This is a genomic window from Shewanella sp. GutDb-MelDb (assembly GCF_002836075.1).
Taxonomy (GTDB): domain Bacteria; phylum Pseudomonadota; class Gammaproteobacteria; order Enterobacterales; family Shewanellaceae; genus Shewanella.
Map to the genome: position 1 here is coordinate 46995 of NZ_PJBM01000263.1, position 23700 is coordinate 70694.

At 44.0% G+C, this 23700-nt stretch carries 17 protein-coding genes and 1 tRNA gene; 6 read left to right on the forward strand and 12 right to left on the reverse strand.

The genetic code is table 11. The features are described from left to right. Nucleotides 1–126: 126 nt before the first annotated feature. The 6 genes from CXF82_RS20785 to cutA form a co-directional block, all read right to left on the reverse strand. Complete coding sequence (locus CXF82_RS20785) at nt 127–1158, reverse strand: UDP-glucose--hexose-1-phosphate uridylyltransferase (protein ID WP_102039566.1); 1032 nt, start codon at nt 1156–1158, stop codon at nt 127–129. A 66-nt stretch (nt 1159–1224) separates the two neighbouring features. Continuing rightward, nucleotides 1225–2649, reverse strand: coding sequence for a solute:sodium symporter family transporter (locus CXF82_RS20790; protein ID WP_101092428.1), 1425 nt, complete (start codon nt 2647–2649; stop codon nt 1225–1227). Nucleotides 2650–2725: 76 nt separating this feature from the next. Beyond that, entirely contained in the window at nt 2726–5866 is a 3141-nt protein-coding gene (locus CXF82_RS20795; RefSeq protein ID WP_102044893.1) for a glycoside hydrolase family 2 TIM barrel-domain containing protein, read from the reverse strand. A 197-nt stretch (nt 5867–6063) separates the two neighbouring features. Next, a complete protein-coding gene (locus tag CXF82_RS20800) occupies nt 6064–7698 on the reverse strand; it encodes a cation:proton antiporter family protein (RefSeq protein ID WP_101092426.1) in 1635 nt (544 codons plus the stop codon). A gap of 230 nt (nt 7699–7928) precedes the next feature. Further along, nucleotides 7929–9740 (reverse strand): protein-disulfide reductase DsbD, encoded by a 1812-nt coding sequence (locus CXF82_RS20805; protein ID WP_101092424.1) that lies wholly within the window; start codon nt 9738–9740, stop codon nt 7929–7931. Next, nucleotides 9737–10060: a divalent-cation tolerance protein CutA gene (gene cutA / locus CXF82_RS20810; RefSeq protein WP_101092422.1), complete on the reverse strand. Its 324-nt coding sequence runs from the start codon at nt 10058–10060 to the stop codon at nt 9737–9739. Before cutA ends, CXF82_RS20805 begins: the two co-directional genes overlap by 4 nt. Before the next feature lie 329 nt (nt 10061–10389). Between cutA and CXF82_RS20815 the strand changes: the two genes are divergently transcribed. Then, nucleotides 10390–10992, forward strand: a complete 603-nt coding sequence (locus CXF82_RS20815) for an FxsA family protein (RefSeq protein WP_101092480.1) — start codon at nt 10390–10392, stop codon at nt 10990–10992. Nucleotides 10993–10994: 2 nt separating this feature from the next. Here CXF82_RS20815 and CXF82_RS20820 read toward each other — a convergent pair whose 3' ends face one another. After that, nucleotides 10995–12797, reverse strand: coding sequence for a serine/threonine protein kinase (locus CXF82_RS20820; RefSeq protein WP_101092420.1), 1803 nt, complete (start codon nt 12795–12797; stop codon nt 10995–10997). Between the two features lie 279 nt (nt 12798–13076). Between CXF82_RS20820 and CXF82_RS20825 the strand changes: the two genes are divergently transcribed. After that, the gene (locus CXF82_RS20825; RefSeq protein WP_101092418.1) at nt 13077–13427 is read left to right on the forward strand and encodes a hypothetical protein; all 351 of its coding nucleotides are present in this window, start codon (nt 13077–13079) and stop codon (nt 13425–13427) included. Between the two features lie 164 nt (nt 13428–13591). Next, nucleotides 13592–14251, forward strand: a complete 660-nt coding sequence (locus tag CXF82_RS20830; RefSeq protein ID WP_102044877.1) for a thiopurine S-methyltransferase — start codon at nt 13592–13594, stop codon at nt 14249–14251. A gap of 552 nt (nt 14252–14803) precedes the next feature. On the opposite strand, the gene CXF82_RS20835 is transcribed toward CXF82_RS20830, so the two are convergent. After that, nucleotides 14804–15814, reverse strand: coding sequence for a porin (locus tag CXF82_RS20835; protein ID WP_102044878.1), 1011 nt, complete (start codon nt 15812–15814; stop codon nt 14804–14806). A gap of 492 nt (nt 15815–16306) precedes the next feature. Continuing rightward, nucleotides 16307–17368, reverse strand: coding sequence for a porin (locus tag CXF82_RS20840; RefSeq protein WP_102044894.1), 1062 nt, complete (start codon nt 17366–17368; stop codon nt 16307–16309). Between the two features lie 401 nt (nt 17369–17769). Here CXF82_RS20840 and tcdA point away from each other — a divergent pair, with 401 nt between their 5' ends. After that, the gene (tcdA, locus tag CXF82_RS20845) at nt 17770–18585 is read left to right on the forward strand and encodes a tRNA cyclic N6-threonylcarbamoyladenosine(37) synthase TcdA (RefSeq protein ID WP_102039606.1); all 816 of its coding nucleotides are present in this window, start codon (nt 17770–17772) and stop codon (nt 18583–18585) included. Between the two features lie 176 nt (nt 18586–18761). Continuing rightward, nucleotides 18762–19379, forward strand: a complete 618-nt coding sequence (locus tag CXF82_RS20850) for a superinfection exclusion B family protein (RefSeq protein ID WP_101092414.1) — start codon at nt 18762–18764, stop codon at nt 19377–19379. A gap of 123 nt (nt 19380–19502) precedes the next feature. Here the strand turns inward: CXF82_RS20850 and CXF82_RS20855 are convergent, their stop codons facing one another. Further along, nucleotides 19503–19637 carry a DUF3149 domain-containing protein gene (locus CXF82_RS20855; RefSeq protein WP_101092412.1) on the reverse strand — a complete coding sequence of 45 codons (135 nt, stop codon included), beginning with the start codon at nt 19635–19637 and terminating at the stop codon, nt 19503–19505. A gap of 319 nt (nt 19638–19956) precedes the next feature. On the opposite strand from CXF82_RS20855, the gene CXF82_RS20860 reads away from it, so the two are divergent. Further along, nucleotides 19957–20041, forward strand: a tRNA-Leu gene (locus tag CXF82_RS20860). Nucleotides 20042–20471: 430 nt separating this feature from the next. Here CXF82_RS20860 and CXF82_RS20865 read toward each other — a convergent pair. Together CXF82_RS20865 and CXF82_RS20870 are read right to left on the reverse strand one after the other, a co-directional pair. Continuing rightward, on the reverse strand, nt 20472–21590 hold the full coding sequence (locus CXF82_RS20865; protein ID WP_102039573.1) for a site-2 protease family protein: 1119 nt from the start codon (nt 21588–21590) through the stop codon (nt 20472–20474). Between the two features lie 397 nt (nt 21591–21987). Next, nucleotides 21988–23658: a DUF342 domain-containing protein gene (locus CXF82_RS20870; RefSeq protein ID WP_101092409.1), complete on the reverse strand. Its 1671-nt coding sequence runs from the start codon at nt 23656–23658 to the stop codon at nt 21988–21990. Nucleotides 23659–23700 lie beyond the last annotated feature (42 nt).

The following is a 23700-nucleotide window of genomic DNA, read 5'->3' on the forward strand; positions in this document are numbered from 1 at the left end:
CGTAAAGTCGTTTGCTAATGAAAGTGAATAAACCGTTTACTGGGTTACTCTGTCCGTGAGCTGTAATGTTTATTTACACTTCATCAGCTTTATATCACGACTTTACCTGATATGTAACTGAGTTTTTTATTGATTTTCATAGTGAACTTCAGACTGAGCTCGTAGTAGGCTTGCGGCTTGTTCAGCTGTTAAGTCTCGCTGGCTTTCAGCTAGCATCTCGTAACCCACCATAAATTTCTTTACATCGGCACTGCGCAGTAGAGGGGGATACACATGCCCATGCAATTGCCACTCCAGGTGAGGTTGCTGGTCAAACGGGGCTCCATGCCAGCCCATAGAATAGGGGAAACTGGTGTTAAACAAGTTGTCGTATCGTGTCATTAATGACTTGATTATGGTCGCTAATGAAACTTGCTGGCTGGTCGTAAGTTTGTCTAAGTGAGCGACTTCAAAGCGCGGTAAAATCAGGGTTTCAAATGGCCAAGTCGCCCACCAAGGCACCACCACTAGCCAGTCATCATTGTTTATGACGACTCGCTCGGTGTTGGCTATTTCTTTACTGGCATAGTCAAACAACATTTTGCGTTGATGACGTTGATAATATGCCAATTGTGTACGGGTCTCGGTTACAGCCTCATTAGGCAACTCGCTGACGGCCCATATTTGGCCGTGGGGATGTGGGTTGGAGCACCCCATTGCCGCCCCTTTGTTTTCGAACACTTGCACCCAAGGATAGTGTTTACCTAGCTCGCTGACTTCTTTGGCGAGGCATTCGAATACAGCGCTAAGTTGTGCAATAGAAAGCTTAGGTAGGGTGTGGCTATGATCGGCAGAGAAGCAGATAACCCGGCTGGTGCCAGTAACAGATTGCAACGCAAAAAGTGGATCATCTTGCTGTGCGGGCGGCGTGTCTGATGTGAGTGCCGGGAAATCGTTAGCAAATACAAACGGTGAACTATATTCTGGATTTCGCTCGCCACTCATTCTTTTGTTGCCAGGGCAAAGGTAACATTCAGCATTGTATTTGCTGGTGGTCGTTACCCTTGTTGACTCCCTTTGCCCTTGCCAAGGACGTTTTGCTCGATGTGGGGAAACCAACACCCACTGCTCGGTTAGCGGGTTAAAACGTCTGTGGGGGTGGTCATCACGATCAAACATCTCACTAATCCTTTATATTATGTGTTTAATAGGGCTGTAATGCACAGACCCTGCGATTCTTTTTGGCTATGAGTTAGCCGTCAGCGGAGTGATGTCTGCTTGCGCTGAGAACACAAATCGACTTAAAAACAGTGTCATTGAAATAGTGGCAACGAGAGTGATGGCCATCATGTGGATAAAGTGGAATGGGCTCCAAATAAAGGTAAACACTGCATAAACTAATACCCCAAATACTAAACCGACTTTAATCGCCTTGGCACTGACATTCTTAAACACCAGCGCACAAATAAATGCTGCCAACACTGGCATGGAGTACAAGCCATTAAGCTGTTGCAGCAAAGAGATAATGCTCTTCGATTCTGCAAATACAGGCACCAATGCCACCGATATTAGGGTAAAGACGAGAGCAACCCGAGTCCCAATCTTTTTCACATTAGCGTTTGGGTTGATATAATTTTGGTGGATGTCACAGGTATACAATGCGGCTGCTGAGTTCAAACATGAATTGAATGAACTCAATACCGCACCTGCCATTACGGCGGCAAATGCGCCAGACATCCAACTTGGTAGTATATCGCCGACTAATCTACCGTAGGCCACATCACCTATGTCTCCGTATAGTTTGTAAGCCACAATGCCGGGTAACACGACGATAATTGGAATGATCAGTTTCATCACTACTGCGGCATAGAGGCCTTTTTGTGCTTCTTCGACAGACTTTGCCGCTAACGCTCGTTGGGTGATCACCATATTGGTGCCCCAGTAGAATATTTGAATGAAGATCATGCCGGTCAGCAAGGTGTGCCATGGAATATCAGATTGGTCATCACCGATCAGTGTCAGTCGCTCAATGGGCACACCAGAGAGATCCCAGTTGACGGCGTTTAATGCTAGATAAGACACCACAATGCCCATGAGTATCAAGCCAATGCCATTTAAACTATCGGATATCGCAATCGCGCGTAGTCCGCCGAAAATGGCATAGATGGCACCCACAATGGCAAAAATAATGGCTAGAGCGATGACTGAAATGGATAAACCAAACATTGACTTCATAAACAGTGAGCCGGTATAAAGCACTACAGGAAGCAAGATAAAGGCATAGCCAAGCATAAACAGCACTGAGACCATTGCGCGGATCCCTTTGTCATTGTATTTACGCTCAAGTAACTCAGTTGTAGTGGTGCAATTGTACTTGTAGTAGATGGGGATCAGCCACTTAGCGAGAATGATTAAGCCAATTGCTGCGGAGATTTCCCACCAGGCAATCAATAGGGTTTGGGCGCCATTCATGCCCACAATCTGCTCGGCACTGATATTGGTCATCATGAGTGAACCTGCAACGACAAACCAGCTTAAGCCGCCGCCAGCAAGAAAGTAGTCTTTGCTGTCGCTGCTGTCTCGCACTATTTTACGGCACTTCAGATAAGTGATTAGGCCGACTAATGCTGTTAACCCCAAAAATATGACCAGCTGAATAACTTGTTCCATGTCTATCCTTTATTATCAATATCTTCCCCCTAGGTCCAATTAACAACTGACTTTAGGTTCGAATTATTCCCTGTGATTAAGGTTTTGTTCTTGCTTGGTGTTGAATGTCACTGTTAGCAGCCACAGGCTCAATACTAAAATTGAACTGCATCGGCTGGGCTTTAATGCGATAAGGCTGATGAACTTGCCTGCCCCATGATGTGTCCCCACCTACGCCCATCTGCTTATAATCAATATTCCAAGTGACAAAATCCCGAATAGGGATCTCTGCGCCATGGTTAGTGGTTACGGGCACCAGTCCTGACGCTGAACCTGAGGCATCGCCTTGTCTAAAGTCGATATCCGCTTGGGCAAAAGGCCACAGACTGGTTTGTAGTGTCTCGCTTGCGTGTCCTGCTTTTGCCAGCAAGCCATTACCGTTAGCATCTGTTACCGCCACATAGCGTACGTCGGTTCTTTGGCCTGTTTCTTGTGGTCTAGAGTAACGGTGAAAGGCTTTATCAATAGACAGTGCAAACCAGCTGATAGGGTTACCTGATTTTCTATCAGCATAGGTCTCTTCAGGACCACGCCCAAAGTAATGCATAAAGCGCTGACTGAAAGGCAGCTGTGTTTGAAAGCCAAAGCGCGGTAGATCGGCAAGTTCAATATCGCCTGGAATGAATTTGCTCTGTACTAGCAACTGCTTATCAGTGCTAATTTGGTAGCGACTGCTAAGCGTAAAATCGAGCGTAGCGTGGTGCTGAATAACCTCAATGCTGTATGGGTCACTGCGCTTAATCGAAATCAGCGTCAGCTCCTGAGCGGCATCTTGCCATGCACCAGCCCACTTAGGCATTTGGTTACCCAAGTCGTTGTCAGTAGGGGCGCGCCAAAAGTTAGCCATTAATGGGGCCGTTAATTGCGATTGGCTATTTTGCTTAATATCGGCGAGCCAACCGGTTTTTTTGGAGATGAAATACAGTGTCTCATTGCCGCCTAATTGCCAAAATTGGTCATGTTCAGTGATGACCTTAGCTAATTTTTGCGGCTTAGCGGTTGCTTGTTGCAGTGGAAATTGGGCAAAAGCGATGCGATGGTCGGTGGGCAGCATGGGTTGTGGTTTATCGACGAGTACCTCTAATAACACAAGGTATTCATGCTGTTTATTGAAGCGCGAACGCCCAATGGGCAAAGTGATGAGTTTAGATTGCCCCGCTTCAACCATAGGCACCGCCATTACGCCGCTGCTAAACTCACTACCATCTTGCTCAACAGTCCATTTTAAACGCAGCCCTTGAGTGTCTATAAAGTCATAGCGATTTTCGAGCTCAAAGCTCATTGTCTTCGTCGCGGCTACAAATTGATTGAAACGCAGTGGTTGGTACACCTTTTTGACTTCACTGAGGTGCGGGTGTGGGTTGCGATCTGGATCAACCAAACCATTATTGAGAAAATTACCATCGGTTGGCATATCAGGATGATAATCTTTGCCGTAAGCCCAATAACGCTGGCCATTTTTGTTGCTAAAGGCCAAAGACTGATCAACCCAGTCCCAAATAAAGCCGCCTTGTAGCTGTGGGTAGCGTTCAATTACATCCCAATAGTCTTGTAGGTTACCCACCGAATTACCCATAGCATGGGCATATTCGATCATGATCAGCGGGCGATCTGTATGTTCCTTGGCATATTTTGTCAGTCGTTCAATGGACGGATACATAGGGGCGACAATATCGGTATAGGCATGTTGTCCCGCAGGTTCATATTGCACTGGGCGGCTTGGATCGCGCAGCTTTACCCAATCGTATAATGCTTCGAATAATGTGCCTTCACCCGCTTCGTTACCCAAAGACCAGATGATAATCGAAGGGTGATTTTTATCTCGCTCGACCATACGCTCTACCCGTGCTTTATGGGCGGGCAACCAGCTCATGGTATTGCCTAGCTGTGTATTTTCATTAATCGCCAGTGGGTGAGATTCGATATTGGCTTCATCAATGACATACAGCCCATATTTGTCGGTTAAGCTGAGCCAATAAGGGTCGTTAGGATAGTGGCTGGAGCGCACAGCATTAATATTATTTTGCTTCATTAAGCGAATGTCAGTTTCCATGCTGGCACGGCTGACAACATGGCCATGGTCTGGGTCAGTTTCGTGTCTATCGACACCGCGGATGGTAATGGCTTTATTGTTAACTAACAGCTGACCCGCTTTTATTTCGATGCGGCGAAAGCCTACTTTTTGACTGCTTGCTTGTAGGAGCTTACCGTCAGCCGCTTTAAGGCTCAGAAGTAGTTGATAGAGTGCCGGTGTTTCAGCGCTCCAAAGGTTGGGCTGCTGAACTTTGAAATCAATGATTTGGTTATGATGTTCATTAAATGCTGAGACAGCTTGCTCGCCTTGTTTGATGCTAATGCCTTGCGGAGAAATCAGTTGATAGTGAAGGCTGAGCTGCTGCGTCTCTATGGCCGCTTTTGCATGGTTATTAAGTTTAATGTTAATGGCCATATTGGCGTTAGAGAGATCTTGGCTGAGTGTGTAGCCGGCATCAATATCAGCGATACGTTGTTTCTCGGTGGCGTACAGATAGACATCTCGTTCAATGCCACTGACCCGCAACATGTCTTGGCTTTCAAGGTAGCTGGCATCGCTCCAGCGTATTATTTGCAGCGCGATGAGGTTGTCACCTTGCTGAAGGTAGGGCGTAAGATCAAATTCAGCTGGGGTTTTAGCGCCTTGGCTATACCCGACTTCAACGCCATTGATATGCGCACTCAATGCAGAGCGTGCGGCACCAATATGCAAGAATACCTGTTTGTGCTGCCACGCCTTAGGCAGCTCAAAATGACGTCGATAGCTGCCTGTCGGGTTATGATCTTCGGGGGCATCTGGCCAAGTGGTGGTAAAAGGGTAACGCTCATCTAAGTAGATGGCGTGACCAAAGCCTTGAGTTTCCCAATTACCCGGCACCAGAATGCTTTGCCAATCATCTAGGTTAGCGTCTTTTTGTGCAAAATCCACAGGGGTAGAGAAGGGGTTCTTGGCGTAATGAAATTGCCAACGGCCATTAAGGTCGAGGAAGTTGCCACTGGCTTTGTAATCATCATCGAGCGCTTTTGAGAACGATGAGTAAGCAAAAAAACTGGCGTGGGGAGCTTGTTTGTTTTGTTCGAAAATAAGGTGGTCTTGCCATCGCTCAGCTTGAGCTTGTGAGAATTGGCTCACTAGGCTTAGCATAATTAACCCAATCAACTTAGCGTAAAAATATTGCGTGCTTGGCTGACAAGTTAAGGCTATGAACGGTTGATTGTTATTTTTGGTTAGCATCGTATGTTATTTGGCATTATTTTTATTGTGCCAAACAACATACGTGATAGTAAGAATAATGTATACAATATATCTAGGTGTATACTTTATCAGCCTGTAAAGGTGAGTTAACGGTCACTTCGAGGGTGATTCACAGCTTCGGGGTGATCAGGTACAGCGCCTTGAGGGCTGAGTAACTCTTTGACCACATGATCAACAAAACCCGCACCCGCCGCTTCGTATAGGTTATAAACACTGTGCACACCTGATTCACTCAGGGCATCAGCATCTTCTTTATACTGCACGATAGCACTCAGTTTACCTTGGTAATCTAGGCGCTTAAGCTGCTCAACTGCAAATAGGTTACCTACGTGATGCGGCATTGCCAGTAACACTAATTCTAGATTAGGGGCTTTATCCAGTTTCTCCCAAAAGTCTGTATCAGAGGCATCCCCTTGAACCACATTACGCCCTTGTTTATGGTGAAAGTCGACCAACTCTTGCTTGTGTTCAACGCCAAGGATTTCCCCTTCATATTGCACCCTTAACTCGTCATATGCACCCGAACCAATTCGGCCCATACCCAGAATAAGAAACCTTGGATTACCTACAAGGATAGGGCGGTCTTCTGGATGTAACGGGTGTTTCTCTAGTCGTTGTAATCGACGTTGGTATTTTTGATAAAGTCGATTAGCAGCAATATTTAGCGGTGCAGAAAACAAAAAGCTAAAACTTAACGCGACGGCTAAAATGACCATCCATTGCGATGGTAACCAGCCTTTTGAGGTGGCGACAGCAGCAACAATTAAGCCAAACTCACTGTAATTACCTAGGCTAAAGGACGTTAGCAGCGAGGTACGTGAACGCAATTTAAAGTGCGTTAACAGATAGAGGAATAACATGATTTTTATCGGTACCACGAGTACCAATATCGCCGCTAAGCCGATATCTGAGAAGGAGGGGAGACCATTGAGACCCACGGTAAGGAAAAAGGCGACTAAGAAGAGCTCTTTAAAGTAAAACAGTGACTTTGCCAGCTCTGATGACTTTGGGTGTCCCGCCAATAGAATACCAATGACCAGCGCGCCGAGATCCGGCTTTAGGCCGACTATTTCAAATAACCATGCGCCCATCACTAACGCCATGACTAAGCCGAAAAGGACCAGCAGCTCACCGTGTCCAACGCGGTCAAATAACTTGTAAATTAGTGGTTTTGCTAAGGGAAGTAACAACAACCCTAGCGCCCAATATGAGGGGATATCCCCTTTAGAAATCGTCAAAAAAGCGACGGCAAAGATATCTTGCATAATCAAGATACCAATCGCAACGCGTCCATAAAGGGATTCCATATCACCTTTATCTTCTAAGATTTTTACTGCAAGAATGGTACTCGAAAAACTCAAGGCAAATGCTAACAACCCGAGCTGGTTTAGTTCAAGCCCGGTCAGTTGCTCTAAGCCGAGTAAGCCTAATAGCTTCAACAGTGGAATGAAAAACAGCATGGAGCCAAGCAGATGCAGGCTGGAGCCTGCCCAAACTTCTACTTTAAATAAACTGCGAATATCCAGTTTAAGGCCAATGGCAAACAAAAGTAGGGTGACGCCCAAGTTAGCCAATTGTTCTAACATGGGTAGGCTGGATTCTTCAATCCCAAACAGAAACAACACAAATCCCGCTACTAAATAGCCGATCAATGGGGGCAGCCCCACACGGCTAACTAACATGCCGCAGGCTAAGGTGATAATGAGTATAGCGGGTTCCATGGTGCTCCTTGCAAAGCTTATATTGATGCACCATTGTACTAGAAGTTTATGAAGTTGAACTGAAAATTAGTAAATATTTATAGTTTGTTATCGGCTGAAGGTAGATGTTGGGCAGCTGCTATAAATTAACAAGCAAGTCAAAAAAGAGATGCAAATTATGGATATAAAAAAGCCTCTGCCAAATGCCCAAATGAAAGGGTAATTTAGTACAGAGGCCTAATTTTGTGTTGTTACTTCACCAGATGATCAAGGTGTTCGGCAAATGCTTTAGGACGCATAAAACCGGTCACTCTTAAGTCATCTCTTATGGCGCCGCTTTCATCAAACATGAGCAGTGTTGGTAAGCCTAAAACGTCGTAATACTCTAGTAGAGCAACATCGATATCATCGCTTTTAGTGACGTCAGCTTGTAGCAGTACCATCTTGTCCATACGTGCCATTACCGCTTCATCTTTGAAGGTGATGGCTTCAAACTCTTTACAAGCAACACACCAGTCAGCGTAGAGATCTAACATCACTGTTTTACCTTGTGCTGAAGCTGCTGCAATCTCACTGTCGAGATCTTCAAGCGACTTAATACGCTTAAATGTATGGCTTTGCTGCGCTGAAGTTAGGTTAGCGTTGGCATGAGACGTAAAGCCAAAATGATTCATAACAGCTTGCATACCATAGGAGAAACTCCCAAGGAAAATAAGCAACAGTAGTATTGCTCGGGTGGTTTGTTTCCAGCTAAATTCCGTTAGCTTATTTTGATGCATTAGGTAACCGACAAAAACAACGCCCCAAAGTGACCATAAGACATCGGAGATAAAGCCTGGCCAAATTCGCCCTAGCATGACGATAGAGACCGCAATCAGTAGGAAACCAAAAATGGTCTTGATGATATCCATCCAGCGCCCGGCTCTTGGTAGAATTTTTCCGCCAGAGGTACCGATAATAAGCAGCGGTATTCCCATGCCCATACTCAACACATATAGCGCTAAGAAGCCTTGCAGTAGATCGCCAGTTTGTGCCACATAAATGAGTGCACCAGATAAGGGAGCCGTAGTACAAGGCGAGGCGACTAATCCTGAGATAACGCCCATCAAGAACACGCCAATGACGTTGCCGCCTTTTTGGCTGTTCGATATTGAATTCATCTTCTCTTGCCACTTCGATGGCAGTTTAAGATCGTACAAGCCAAACATTGATAAGCTTAAAACGAAGAATAATATCGCCAGCACAATCAGTACAGCCGGGTGCTGCAACGCCGCTTGATATTTCATGCCAGCGGAGGCAACAACAAGTCCTACTAACGAGTAGGTGATTGCCATACCTTGGACATAAACCATCGACAAGCCAAAGGCTTTAGCGGTAGAGAGCTTTTCTCCTTGGCCGACAATGATGCCTGACAAAATGGGATACATCGGGAACACACACGGCGTTAATGCCAGTCCAATGCCCAAACCAAAGAAGATCACCAAGGTCCAAATAAGGCTATCGCCTGCAAGCATTTGGTTTAAGCTATCTTGTTGTGTAATTGGGACAACGTCGGTATCGCTAGCGGCAGTGGCCTCGCTACCGGGTATATCGAGTATGCCGTCATTGGCGCTAACTTCGGTTAGCACTGCGGTGCGTTTGGTCGGTGGGAAGCAGAGCTTACCTTCGGCGCAACCCATAAAGGTGACGTTGAGTGTGTCTCCCGCCGCCGCTTCTTTTATTGCAACCGGCATTTCGACATAAGAGTAATAAACTTCTTGCTCGCCAAAGTACTCGTCGTTGTGAGACTTACCTTTAGGCAGCGCTATTTCGCCCAGTACTGCGCCATCAGCTTCAAACTTGAGTTTGTCGCGGTACATGTAGTAGCCGTCGGCAATAACCCAGCTGATTTTGACCTTATTGCCTTCTTGTTGAAAGTCGAAAACAAATGCTTGATCGACAGGCATCAGTTCAGGTTCGCCCTTTAAAAAGGAGAATTTATTGGTATTGAAAATGTTTTCGGCATGCGCTAACGGGCTAAGCAGTAGCAGGGAGGCTAAAAACAGAGTAATGATTTTTTTCATGGCTGTGTGGTTTCTTTTATCCAATCAAAATAGGCTGGCAATCCCTGTGTTACAGGTACTGCTATTAGCTCGGGAACATCGTAGGGATGCAGTTCCAATACTGCAGTTTCAATCGCTGCGTAGTGCTTGGCGAGACACTTAATCTGTAAACAGAACTCTTTTTCTTCACAAATCTCACCTTGCCATTCATATACGGATGTCATCAAGGATGAGATCTGTACACATGCAGCAAGTTTGCCCTGTACTAGCGTGTGAGCTAAAGATTTAGCCAACGCTTCGTCTGGGCTGGTGGTCATTACCAGTAAGAATTCATTGTCCATTAAACACATCTTTCCTGTTGATGGCTTGCTCAATGTGCACTGCACAGATTAAACCTGCTTTAAGGTTATTGAGGTAAGCTTGTTGCTGCGATTACCACTAACGGTACTTTACGTGTTTTGCCTAAAGCATGCATTAAGGCATTGCTAAAATAGTGATACCAGTAGTTTTTGCTTACAAATGCTTAGGCATTTCAGCTTAAACACTAGCGATTCACCCGTTTATTGTCATAATTCAACCCTGTATTAGGCGAGAGTTGGCTATGCGACTTGAAAATAGACCGACTAACCCCAATTTAGTTTTCATCACCACAAAAAAATGTGAGGTCAGTGTGTTTTTTATTTTGTTAATAATTTTTGTTTTAGTGCCTGTAATGGAGCTATCTGTACTGATCCGAGTGGGTGAAGCCTTCGGCAGTTGGACCACCGTGGGATTGGTTATTTTTACCGCCGTGGTCGGCGTGTCGTTAGTGCGAAGTCAAGGTATTAGCACCTTGATGCAAGTACAACAAAAGATGGCTCGTGGCGAAGCGCCAGGGCAGGAAATTGTTGAGGGCATGATGTTAGCGGTCGCAGGTCTACTGTTGCTTATTCCCGGTTTTGTCACCGATTTTCTGGGCTTGATTTTGTTAACCCCCTTTACTCGAATTCCTGTCGCGGGTTATTTCTACAAGCGAATGCAGCTTAAAGTTAAAGCCAATGGCGGCTTTCAGGCGGGTTTTGGTCCAGGCGCTGGCATGGGCGGCCAAGGTAATCCATTTGGTCAGCAAGGTGGTCAATCACCCTTTGATGATAACAACACTTTTGATGGTGACTTTGAACGCAAAGTGGATCCTAGTGATAAACGTCCTGAAACCCACCAAGTTGAAAGCGATTTTGATGAGGACGACAACAAACATCCAGCTGATAAACCAGAACCTAAATCTAAACCATAGCGTTAGCCCTGTTTCGGATTTCGCGGATAAAAGAGATCCGGTTTACGTTCTACATGGTTAAATTTGCGGGTGTTTTTATAGGGAAGTTTCATAAATCCTGATACCCCTTTGCCTTGTATTTTATCGACATGACTTAAAATTCGGTCTAAACAGCCACGAAATGCCGCTTGTTTTCTCGGGTTAAGCAAGCGTAAGTAGCTGTGGATCTTCATGTGGTTAGGCAGTGCTTCGAAGATGATGCAGCCGGTATGATGGATCTGGTTGATTATCGCAAGTTCAGTCATGATCTCTTTTGGAAGTTCTAAATTTTCCTCTGGATCGCGACCATCTTCAAAGTAAGAGTGCAGTCTGGATCGATCTTCCAAAGAGGGCACATCACCGACTTCAAAAGGGAGCTGTTGTTCGCAAGCCATGATAAAGGGTTGCTGGCTGTCTTCCCGCTCAATATGCAGAGTATCTCTGGCGTTAAAGAAACAGGCTTTAAATACCCCGATACGGTGAATGCCGCAGGCCAGAGTGACCATGTTATTGACCGAGATTGTTAAGGCTTTCTTCTGACTTTCATTATATAACGCAAGATTAGAATCAATAAATACCCCGTTTTCTCGCCAATGAATAGCCAAGCCACCAACGATGTCATATTGCGCTAAACGCCCCACCGCGGCGATAAACCCTTTTTCAGTATCGCCCATACCCGCCATAAAGTTACGGTAGTATTTCTCTAACTGTAGGTCATCCATTTTGGCGATGGGGTCGTCCGCATTGTGCTCTTTTAGAAAGGCTTTACGTGAGCTATAGCTCACCGTTTCAACTTCTTTATTGCTCGCCAATACCCAAACAGGGATCTCAGCGATAAGCGGTCCTGTATTGATTTCTGGCAGGTGCATTCTATGGCTATGTGCCATGCTTTTGACGAAGTAATCACCCGCTTTCTTTCGTTGAATAGGATCTTCACTCAGCATACCATCCAGCGTTTTGGCAAGTTCAACGGGTAAGCCAATGCTGGTGGCAGGAATGACTTTACTGCCAAAGCGACTGGCTTGACCGGAGGCTAATGCATAGAGTGTTGCAGCGACGCCTTGCTCATCAAATCGTGGACTCGACAGTGCCCCATTCAATTGCTCTTCACCGATAAAATACACATCACCCATACGGGCATTAGTATGCTGATGATCGCTCGACATTAAGTCCATTACATTGCCGTTTACGGGATTGCCGTCATTGTCGCGCTGGGCGAATACCGCAGAGCCCCAATCAATTAAAGACAAATGTTGGCTTTGCAGATCATAAACCAGGTTTGACGGTTTAATATCGCCATGGATAAGCGGTCGGCCATTATGTAAATACTTGAGGATCGCCGCTAATTGGCGTGCAATGTTCATCACTATTGCCACAGGCAGAGCGCCAATACGTAAACAGAGTTGCTCTAAGTCCTCTCCTGGTGCTCTGGCCATCACCAGAATACCTTGCTTACCCACATGCTGAAATTTGATTGCTGGGGGCACATTGGGATGAATGACCTGAGACAGCATGAAGGCTTCCTCTTCAAGCCTATCCTGCACATGCTGCGGTAGCGTTAAGCGAGAGAATTTAAAAACATGAGCCTGGCCTTGTGCGTTAACCCCCGCAAATACAAAGCCATAAGCACCTTTACCCACTAACTCGAACTCTTCATAGCCGAGCTTACTGAGTTGCTGCTTACAGAGTCTTATCCACGCGCGATGCTTACGTGCATCATTTGCTGCAAGCAGATAAATCGATTGCTCTTCAGAGATATAAAAGTGCTGTAGTTCGGGCGTTTGCAATGCTCACTCCTTGTTATACTAATTCCCACTGAATGAACAAATTAGTATTAATGCTCCTTATTAAATCAACATTAGCCGCGATAGTCCAAGCTGATTGAATCAGAAGAAAAAATTTGCTGTTTAAAAGGGAGGAGTCAGTCACACCTAACTAATTATTTCGGAAGAGATATTGATGTACATCAATTCTGTAACAATAAGAGAAAGGTAATCTTGAAGTCAGTACTAATATGGAAGATATAAACTTAATTGAGTAAGTGCAATCTGCACAAGGGTGATTATATGTCAGGGTTAGATAAGTCGCGGTTGATCGAGTTACTCGAGTATCCTAGGCAGCGTATTCTTCAGTCGATGGAGTTGAATCAATGTCCACATGCGGGATTTTTCAATCATACCGACATGCAGTGCATCAATTGTCATCAAGGAATGGAATGCACATGGATGAATCACAATGATGAAACCATAGCTGTCGATCAAAAAACCGAAGAAGAGATTAAGCAGCAGTTACTCGTCGCTGTCGATTTTATTGATTCGAGCCTAAGTCCACACCATTTGTCTCGTCGTCATTGTGAATGTGAAAACTGTACCTGGCTGAAAAATGTACAAAAAGCGTTAAATATTTCTGCTAAATAATCAGCTTGGTTTTCCTTTTGCTAATCTAGAGTGTTGGCTTTAAAGTATAGGTAAGCGTGGTATACCAAACTTGAGATATCGCTAGGCGGTGGTTTCCCTTCTGTTTTACGATAAATATATCAAGCCTTAGGATATACCCTATTTAATACTTTAGGACCTTCGCTATGCAACCAAGCTTTTGGCACGACAAATGGGATGCCCAACAAATCGGCTTTCATCTCAGTGCCGTAAACCCGTTATTAATTCAGTATTGGCCCCAGTTGCACCTAGCCGCAAGCGCCCAAGTGTTTGTGCCTTTGTGTGGTAAATCTTTAGACATGTGTTTTTTAGCTGAACAAGGTCATGATGTGCTGGCTTGTGAGTTAAATGACCTGGCAGTGTCGCAGTTTTATCAAGATAATGACCTACCTTATAGCGTCGATAAAACGGCTGAACATCGGCGTTACCACACCGAACAGATCACTATTTATCAAGGTGATATTTTCACTTTGCACAGTGCTGAGATGGCAAGTACCGTAGCTTTTTATGATCGAGCAGCGCTAATCGCTTGGCCTGAAGAGATGCGAATTAACTACGCAAAGCAACTTGCTCACTTGATCCCTATTGGGAGTGTAGGGCTATTAATTACCTTAGATTACCCGCAAGCAGAGCTTAATGGTCCGCCATTTGCGGTATCGGATGATTGGGTCATGGCAAACATGAGTGATAAGTTTGAGATTGAATGCTTAGTGACAAATGATGTGCTAAGTGATAACCCACGCTTCGTGAAAAAGCAGGTGTCTTCGTTAACCGAGTCGGTTTATAAGTTAACGAGAAAAGCGTAAGAGCTGATTAAGAGCCGGATTAAAGCCGAACAAAGACGATAGGAGCCGATTAAGAGTCGGTAGAAGCCGAACAAAGTCGGTAGAAGCCGAACAAAGTCGGTAGAAGCTGAACAAAGTCGGTAGAAGCCGAACAAAGTCGGTAGAAGCCGAACAAAGTCGGTAGAAGCCGAACAAAGTCGGTAGAAGCTGAACAAAGACGGTAGAAGCCGAACTAAAGTCGGTAGAAGCTGAACAAAGTCGGTAGAAGCCGAACAAAGTCGGTAGGAGCCGAACAAAGTTGGTAGAAGCTGAACAAAGGCGGTGAAGCCGGAAAAGATAGTCGCTGATTATCTTTTATCTTTTATCTTTTTTTATCGTCAGCGAAGCGTTCCGTAAGTGAGCTTGTGAACGTTCTGTCATCTGTAGCGCCGCGTTCGTCTTGGCACTTTTCGTCTTAGCGGTTTCGGCTGTTAACCGTCTTAGCTTGTTCCAGTTATTCCAGCCATTAAAAAAGCGACCTAAAAGGTCGCTTTTTTTACTTTCAATCGTTAGAGAGTCTTAAGACTCAATCGATTAGAAGTTGTAACGAACGCCAACAGTGAAGATGTTGTCATCTTCTAGGTCAACTTTAGCAGTACCCACTTTGTGGTCGCCTTCGTACATAGCATAGTGGCCATATACTAGAGTTGATTTAGAGATCTTGTAGTCAGCACCAACAGTGATAACTTGAACATTTACGTCAGTACCATCAATCTCGGTAATGTTTTTGTAGTATTTACCAAAACCGCCTTCATCTTTACCGTATTCAGCTTTTAGGTTAACGCCGTTTAGGTTGTAAGCAACGTTCACGAAGTAAGAGTTACCTTCCTGGTCAGTTGTTTGGCTTTCAGTGTTCTGGAACAGACCACCGATTTTGAAGTCGCCTAATTTAACTTGAGCAACACCACGGTAAGCATCGATGCCACCAATAGTGTTATAAGCTGCAGCTACATAGTAGTTCTGAGCTTTAAGTTTCTTGTCACCAATAGTCGCGCTTAGTGCGTACTGGTCATCATAAGAAGATACAGCATCTTTATCTTCAGAATCAATGTAGTTATCTTCCATTAAGTACGTTGCGTTTAGCGTCACTAAATCTGCAATCTTTGGAGAGTAGTACCAGATACCGTCAGCAGCACGAGTTTGACCACCAACTAAACGACCAAATAAATCAACGCCACCTTCAGCTTGCTTGAATACTGTGTCGTTACGACCAACAAGTACTGTACCAGCAGAAGACTTAAGCCCTAAGAAAGTGTTACGAGCTTTGAAAGTATCACCAGAGTTAGTAGTGTTCTCTACTTGGAACTCCATTTGGTAAATAACGTCGATGTTGCTAGTTAAGCTTTCGCTACCCTTAACACCTACATGAGAGAAGTTATTTTCAATAACGGTGCCTGATTTACTATTTTGGGTAGTTGCACCGGCATCTGAATTGGTTACAGATAGATCTAAACGGCCGTAAAAGCTAGGACTTTCGGCTAGCGCGCCGAAAGAAGCTAGGGTTAAAACTGATGCCACTGATGCAGAGATAAGTGTCTTTTTCATTTCATTTGCTCCCAGAACCTTAGTTCTTATACGTTTCTTATGGTTTTTTACATAAACTTTTGTTTTTGTTACAAGCATCCGAGCTCATAACAATTGTGGGAGCAAATATTACAGTTTTATGGCTATGAGATTGTGGGCTAGATCAAGTTTTTAGTTTTCCACGATAGAATTGCTGCTTTTTTGTGGTGATTAAATTGTTTTGGTTGCCTAAGTGGTCATTTAGATAAAAAACACCTTAACAATGTATCTCTAAAGAGGTATGGCAGTGACCTTCGATTAAAATTATTAATGCTTAATTTACAAGTTTGAAAGCGTTAGTAGCAGATATTGCTGGTCATGTTGAAGCTTTAAAAATTAGTGTGAGCGGCTTGTAGCACCAAAGTTGGCTGAGATGTCTGAAATGTTGCCTTTACGTTGCATTTAATTGTGTTTTGATAATTAGCGGCAATAAAAAAGGCAGCTTTTGCTGCCTTTATTAATTAGATATTGCTGCTAAAAATCTAAACGCACACCAACAGTGACGATGTCGTCACTTAAGTCTTGCTTGACGCTACTTAGCATCATGTCACCATCATATTTAGTATAGTGGCCGTAAACGAGCATGTTCTTGCTTAGACGGTAGTCTGCGCCAACACTGAATTGTTGTATATCGACATTGCTAACCGTTTCCAGTGAACCGTCATTGCTACCAACATAGCGGCTAACATATTTACCTAGACCTGAGTCATCGGCACCGTACATGGCCTTAAGCTTTAAGTTACCCATTACATAGGCGGCGTTTACAAAGTAAGTATCGCCTTCTAAATTGTCATACTTACTGTCAACGTGTTCACTGTTTTGGTAAAAGCCACCAAGAATGACATTACCAAGTTTAACTTGAGCAACACCACGGTAAGCGGTTACATTTTCAATGCTGTCATTATAGGCAGCTGATACGTAGTAGTTTTGTGCTTTAAGGGCTTTATCACCAATGGTAGCGCTAAGGGCATACATATTATCAGTGTATTTTTCTTCGCCATCAGTATCTAGTTGGTCGTAGTTGTCATCCATCAAGTAGGTGGCATTCAAGGTCACTAGATCGGCGATTTTTGGTGAGTAGTAAGTGAAGCCATCTGCACTTCGTGTTTGGCCTGCAGCTAACAGATCGATGTCTGAGTTAGTATTACCGAAGAGGTCAAATCCACCTTCCGCAGCTTTGAACACGGTATCGTTACGACCGACAAGTATGGTACCCGCAGCGGCAGACTTAAGGCCTATAAATGTATTACGCGCAGCGAAGGTATCGCCAGAATTATCAAAGTTACTGACACCAAATTCCATTTGATAAACAACTTCTAATCCATCATTAATTTTTTCAGTGCCTTTAACACCTAACCAAGAGAAGTTGTTTTCGATGATGGTGCCAGATTTTTGGTTTTGAGTTGCAATACCCATATCAGAGTTGGTGATTGCAAGATCAGCACGGCCATAAAAATTAGGGCCATCAGCTAATGCTGTAAAAGAGGTGGCGGCTAGTGCTGAGATAATCGTGGCGGACAGAACCGTTTTATTCATTTTTATTTTCATCTTCATCTTCATCTTCCTGTAGCGTGTTGCAATACTAAGTTTGGGCTTGCAATCTCGGCTATTTGACTAGCTGAATAACCAAGCTGAAGCTGTATTTTCGGCCAAAATATACATTGAAAGAAAAGTTGGATGCGTGATCTTGATCATGTTCTGCTGATGATGCGTGATATTGGTCATGGTTGTTTACTTATATTAAACAGGCATTTAATTCAAATGAGATGAGTAGTTACAATGATATTCCTAGTTTACCTTTTTTGGCCAAAGCTGTTCACATAGCTCTCATTGTTGATGGTAAAACTTTAGAGTTTTACGCAGATTTGAGATAAAATCGACCATCGCGTTCTATCTATTACATCTCCCAATCGAGTATTACCTTGAAAAATCAAATGTTGTCAGACGCCTACTTAAATCGTTTTGCTGGAATTGGCCGTTTATATGGTCAAGAAGCACTGCATTATTTTGCGCAATCTCACGTGGTTGTTGTAGGCATTGGTGGTGTCGGCACTTGGGTCGCTGAATCACTGGCAAGAAGTGGTGTAGGCCAAATCAGCTTGATCGATCTTGATGATATTTGTGTTACTAACACTAATCGTCAATTACACGCGTTAAAAGAGACCATTGGTGAATCTAAAGTTGAAGTGATGGCGCAGCGCCTAAAGCAAATAAATCCAGAGTGTATCGTCAATGAAATTGAAGACTTTATTACCGTCGACAATTTATCAGCCTATTTTCAAGGTAAGAAGGCTGGTGGTGATTTGGACTACGTTATTGACTGTATTGATGCGGTAAAACCCAAGACAGCACTAATAGCCTGGTGTAAACGCCAAAAGTTACCGATTGTAACTGTGGGTGGTGCGGGTGGACAGTCAGATCCGACCCAAGTGCAGGTGACAGATCTTGCGAAAACCTATCAAGACCCTCTGCTGGCTAAGGTGCGTAATTTACTGAGGCGTGAGTATAATTTTTCAAAAAATGTTGCTCGTCGATTTGGTATTGAAGCGGTATTTTCTACTGAGCAGCTCGTTTACCCACAAGCAGATGGCTCGGTTTGCAATACGAAGGCTGCGGCAGATGGCAGTATGCGTATGGATTGTGCTTCTGGTTTTGGCGCGGTTACCGTGGTGACGGGCACCTTTGGTTTTGTGGCTGTCAGTCGAGTACTGACTAAGCTCGCAGCTAAAGCAAAGCTCACTGAATCATCATAGTCATTATAGGTATCTAGCTGATGATACTTATTCTCTTCCTCACTGTCAGATACTGTCTTTCTGGCGGTGAACCGTTTTTGCACTAAATAATTTGATCCTTATAGTTTTGACGCGATCTTTGGCATATTTTTTGCTTTTATCTAGCTAATAACAGATTTCTGACACTGGATTTAGCTATGCAAAAAATGAGTTTCGCTGCACTTTCTTTTAAAGAAATATCAATTAAAAAATTGATATTTAAAGCAATGCTGTGGCTTTCATTAGCATGTGCGGCACTGTTATTTAGCCCTGTCACATTATTAGCATCAATTAAGCTTGATGAATTTGCAGAACGTTATGCACATTTTATTGGCTTAGGCTTGATTATAGGTGCAGCCTATTTATTGACGCAGATCCTCAATTATTTTCTCGACGAAGCGATTAGCTATTTAAGTGACAAACGATCAGTTGAAGTGATTGAAGAGAAGGTTAAACTGCTCGACCCTATCGAACGTGCTTTACTGAGAGAATTCTTTCTACAAGGTGAAACGATTTTAACCTTGCCTGAAGCTGAGCAAGCCGTTAAAAGTTTATCAACAACGGGTATCTTGGAGCGTCTTGGAAACCAGAAGCACTACGCTATTCAAGGTTCAACTGCAGACTTTAAAATATCGATGCGTGCGCGAGAGCACTTAAATCGTCAAGTATTACGTTTCCCTATCGGTGAGCCAAGCCCTGAACAGATGAAAAACCTGATTAAAGCCCGTCCGCAGTTTATCAATAGCTTTGTCACACCACGTAAGCACGCCGCATAACAATTGTGGTTACGGAAATATAAATAGACAGCCAGTTATTGCTGAAAGGCATTGTGCTCTGATGTAAAAACAGCACAAAAAAATGGGGGCAAATAGCCCCCTGCATTAATAGAACGTTGGAGATTAGTTCTCAGGATCCGCAGACTTGGTATAGAACATCCACATTAGATAGGAAACGATGCCTATCGTACTAAAAATAACGATCATTGATAGCAAGCCGATAGCGTTGCCAAACATCAAATCTAACCAGAATGCCATGTGCGAAATCCTCTTTCTTATTAATTCATAGCCAAAGTACTCCTGTCCTAACCAGCAGTAATTGATCTCAGTCAAGTTAGCGCTCTGTTATTAGAAATTTGATGCGTTATTGTTAATAAGGATGGTATTGATCACGTTTCACTAATTATCTTGTTAGCTAAAGTAAGTTTTTAACGCCGATTAGATGCAATCTACGGCACTTGAGTCTGAATTTTGTTCAGTTGATGAAAAAGTCAAATCAAAGTGCTTGCCATTCCTATATCCACAGGTATAATCCGCATCACTCCTTGAGGTTCACCTCTTTGAGTACAGTAACAAAGCCTGAGTGGTGGAATTGGTAGACACGTCGGATTCAAAATCCGATTTCGAAAGAAGTGACGGTTCAAGTCCGTCTTCAGGTACCATTTCTCTTAAAGAGAAATAATCAAGCCGACATTAAGTCGGTTTTTTTGTGTCTAAAATTTGTGGTTTTACTGTAATTCCCCCTTGTTCGTCATTCCTCAACGCTAGTTTTTTTCCATCTAACCGATGTAGCGCAGTCAATCGCCCGTGCACCATGTCGATAAGCTAAAGCGCCGGTGCTGATGATTCATAGAGAGGATGATCATCGGGCTAATTTCGAACATGCATTGGCACTGTGGGACGCTTTAGATGAGGCTTAACACTCTGACGAGTGGCTGGTTAAAGTAAGAGGGTGTGGTTTCTACAAGGAAGAGAGCATTATTGAGGTTAATATATAAGATATTGGCCTTTCTAGATAAGTACATCGGCCACTAGTCTCTGATATAAAAAAGGCATTCGTAATGAATACCTTTTTTATGTAACAGCTGATTATTAACTCTTTAGGATCTCTAAAGGTAGCGCAAGCATATCGTCACCGCTACCGGCAAAGTACCAGATAATGCCGATGAATGAGCCAACGGTGACTAGGTACCATACGGTAGAAAATATCTGCCCGTAGCGATCGAGTGGTAACAAGTGACTTTGGTGCCGGGCTTTCCATTCAAACACTATTTCAGCACTGCCGATAAGCAGTAAGAAGCCTAATAGCGCTAAGCCTAAGGTATAGCTGATATATACACCCACCGCAGCGCCTGCAATACACGCGACTAGCCCCATTACGCTGTTCATTGAAAAGCTGATGCTTTTTAAAATATGTCCACCATCGAGCGGCAAGATTGGCAGCAAATTAAACAGATTGAGCAGGGCGTTAAAAGCGGCCAGTCCGGCAAAAAAGATGTTACCGGTTACCCAGTAGGCAATTAATGCTGCGATAGACATGAGCAGGCCGAAAGTGGGCCCCATTATCGAGATCACCACATCTTGCCAGCGAGTATTAATCTTTTCATCGCTGAGGGCTAAGCCCCCCATAAAAGGGATGAGGTAGATACCTTTGGTTTTCATGCCAAAGTGTTTCATAGCACGGATATGGCCATATTCGTGAAACACTAAGCACGCGATTAACGCGAGTGCAAACTGAAACGAAAATAACCAAGAGTAGGCGGCAACACTGGCGCCCGCGAGAACAACTTTAATCACCTTGGCGCTTTTGAGCAGTTTGAAACCTAGCGACGCTAAACCCACCATACTAAATTGCTTTTTCTCTGCAATGGCGATAGTCGGTACTTGCTGCTCAATGTCTTTGGTGTTGCGTTGGCCACTACTGATGATGTGTTCATCATGTAGAAGACGATAATCGATGACAAAAGGCTGCCAAGTGAGATCGGTCTCTAAGGTGATCTTTAGCGTTTTCTGTTGCGGCGCTTCAAGCGTATCAGTTGCGGTTGGGGCGGCAGTGTTAAGTTCGAAAGTATGGCTTTTAAAGCCTTCATTCTCAGTACTTGCTTGGATCACTGAGACTAAGGTATCGCCCCAAAAGAGTTGTTGCCAACCAGCCATAGATCCCTCTAGGCGAAGAGGTTTTCCAAGGCAGTCAATGTTCAATAATTCCACGTCATATCTCAACGATTTAAAGTAACGTTATTATGCCGTCAAATAGCGTTATCCCCAAGCTACTTCAACATGCTCGTTTCAGAGCTCCCGAAGGGCAAGACGAGAAGCAACATTTTGCTGCGTTCTCTATTGATAATAAATAAATATTGAGTTCCGACGATATGGATGCAAAAGGTAGAGCGAAGCACGACTGAATGGTCTATTTTGTTCCATACAAAATAAGACATTTCCACCTTCCTTGGCGGTTAGATTCAGGAGGTAGAATAACGCATGGAGCAGTACCGAGGATGCCAGAGCTGAGATTAACGGCCTTGAATTTCGTCAATTCTTGACATGCTCAATCCTGAGGTCGTTTAGGTATATAAGATAACGGATCCTAGTTTTACTCTGTAGTGAGTTACTTTTTAAGACTGTAGTCGAAGTTAATCTCTTGATTGTCATTGGTGATACTGCAAGGACCATGCTCTCGTTGAGTGCGGTTAAATGCTCCGCCAATATGGATTTCAATATTAGCAAAAACATGCTTTAAAGCGTCAACTCTATAGTTTTTATAGTAACCCGTTATCTCTTGCTGAATGGCTTCATATTCGAGTTGCTCTTGCAGTTTAGTACTGGCAATTCGACGTTTTTCCTCAAGCATCACTTTGACTTGTTCTACCATCATTTCATCGTCTTGCCACTGAGCTTTGGGTGGCAGATTGCCGAGTTGCCCTTCAATGTTTGAAATGGCCACCATCATAGAGCTAATGCTGTCTTTAAGTTGTACTAAATCTTGCTTGAACTCACTGATATTCATAGCACAGAATATTTCTGTCTTAGTCCCCGCGGTAGCACCAATAGCGACCACCTTTAAGCCTTTATCAACCTCAACTTTTCCGCCAACTAAATCGCCACGACGGCCGGTACTATCGCAGACCGTCAGCTGTTGTTTAGTTTTAGCATGGCTATGAAGCAATTGCTTAGTGACTAAGATATTGCCTATAGCTTCAAGCGTTGAATATTGCACAAACTGAGCGCTGATCTGACCTTGTGCTTTTAGGGTCGTGGATAGTTCGCCCTCTTTTAATTGCCGGCCTATAACGCCTTTGCTGACGGTAATATCACCTTGGGCAATAAGGGTTGCTGAGTCGACAAATCCCATCACGGTGATATCGCCTGAACTCTTTACCAGCATGCCCTCACCAACGTCGCCAGTAATCAATACGCTGCCTTTAAAGTCGACATGTCCGTAGCCGACATTAACATCTTTTATCTGTAATACATCATCAACCTGCATCCCCAGTTTGTTTTCCACGGGTTGTCCTGCGACTGCAGCGATTAATAAGTTGGCATTGTTATCGCAAAATTTGGTGCCATTGCCTGCAACGAGTTTGAGATCTTTGCCCGGTTTGGCAAGCAGCTTATTACCACAAACATTGTAACCATCGACGCCTGCTGTCGCAGGGTGTTTCAATATAAGTGCATTGCCTGGTTTTACCGTGATCACAGCCCCCAGATTACGCATATCGACACTGCCGTCGCTATTCTCTTGGGGTTGCAATAGGCGTTCTCGGGCGAGTAGTACTTTTCGCTCTAAACGAGCTGACTGTCCTTGTACAGCAGTGCGACCTTGGGCAATGATATTGCTACATTGCTCCCCCGGTTGTAGTGATGAGAATTGCGTTAATGAGAGATCGATTTTTGGCTTGCTAAGGCCGAGCTTTATTTGCTGTAACTTTAAGTTTTGTAAAATATCTTTGAGGGTGACGTCTTGACCGCCGTAGGCTGCGGTTAAGGTCATTGATGCTTGCATTTTGTCTTCTGAGAGCTCAAAACTAATGCTGGCATCTCGGCGCTGTGCAATGGCAAAAAATAGCTCATGTTGACCATCATCTTGGCTACAAAGTTGATTTACTTGAATAACGGCTTTGCTGATGATTTCTTTTAGCGGTAATAGATTGGAAAAACCAGGCAGCGCTAGCAGTCCCATCAAGTCCATTTCAGTAATAGGACCATGGGTGTTAGGGATCAACTTTAACTCGGCTTTTTCGCCGTCTGTGCTTAATTCTATGAGCTCTGGGTGCAGCATGAAGATCCCTATCATTTATTCATTATTATAAAGAGATTGGGG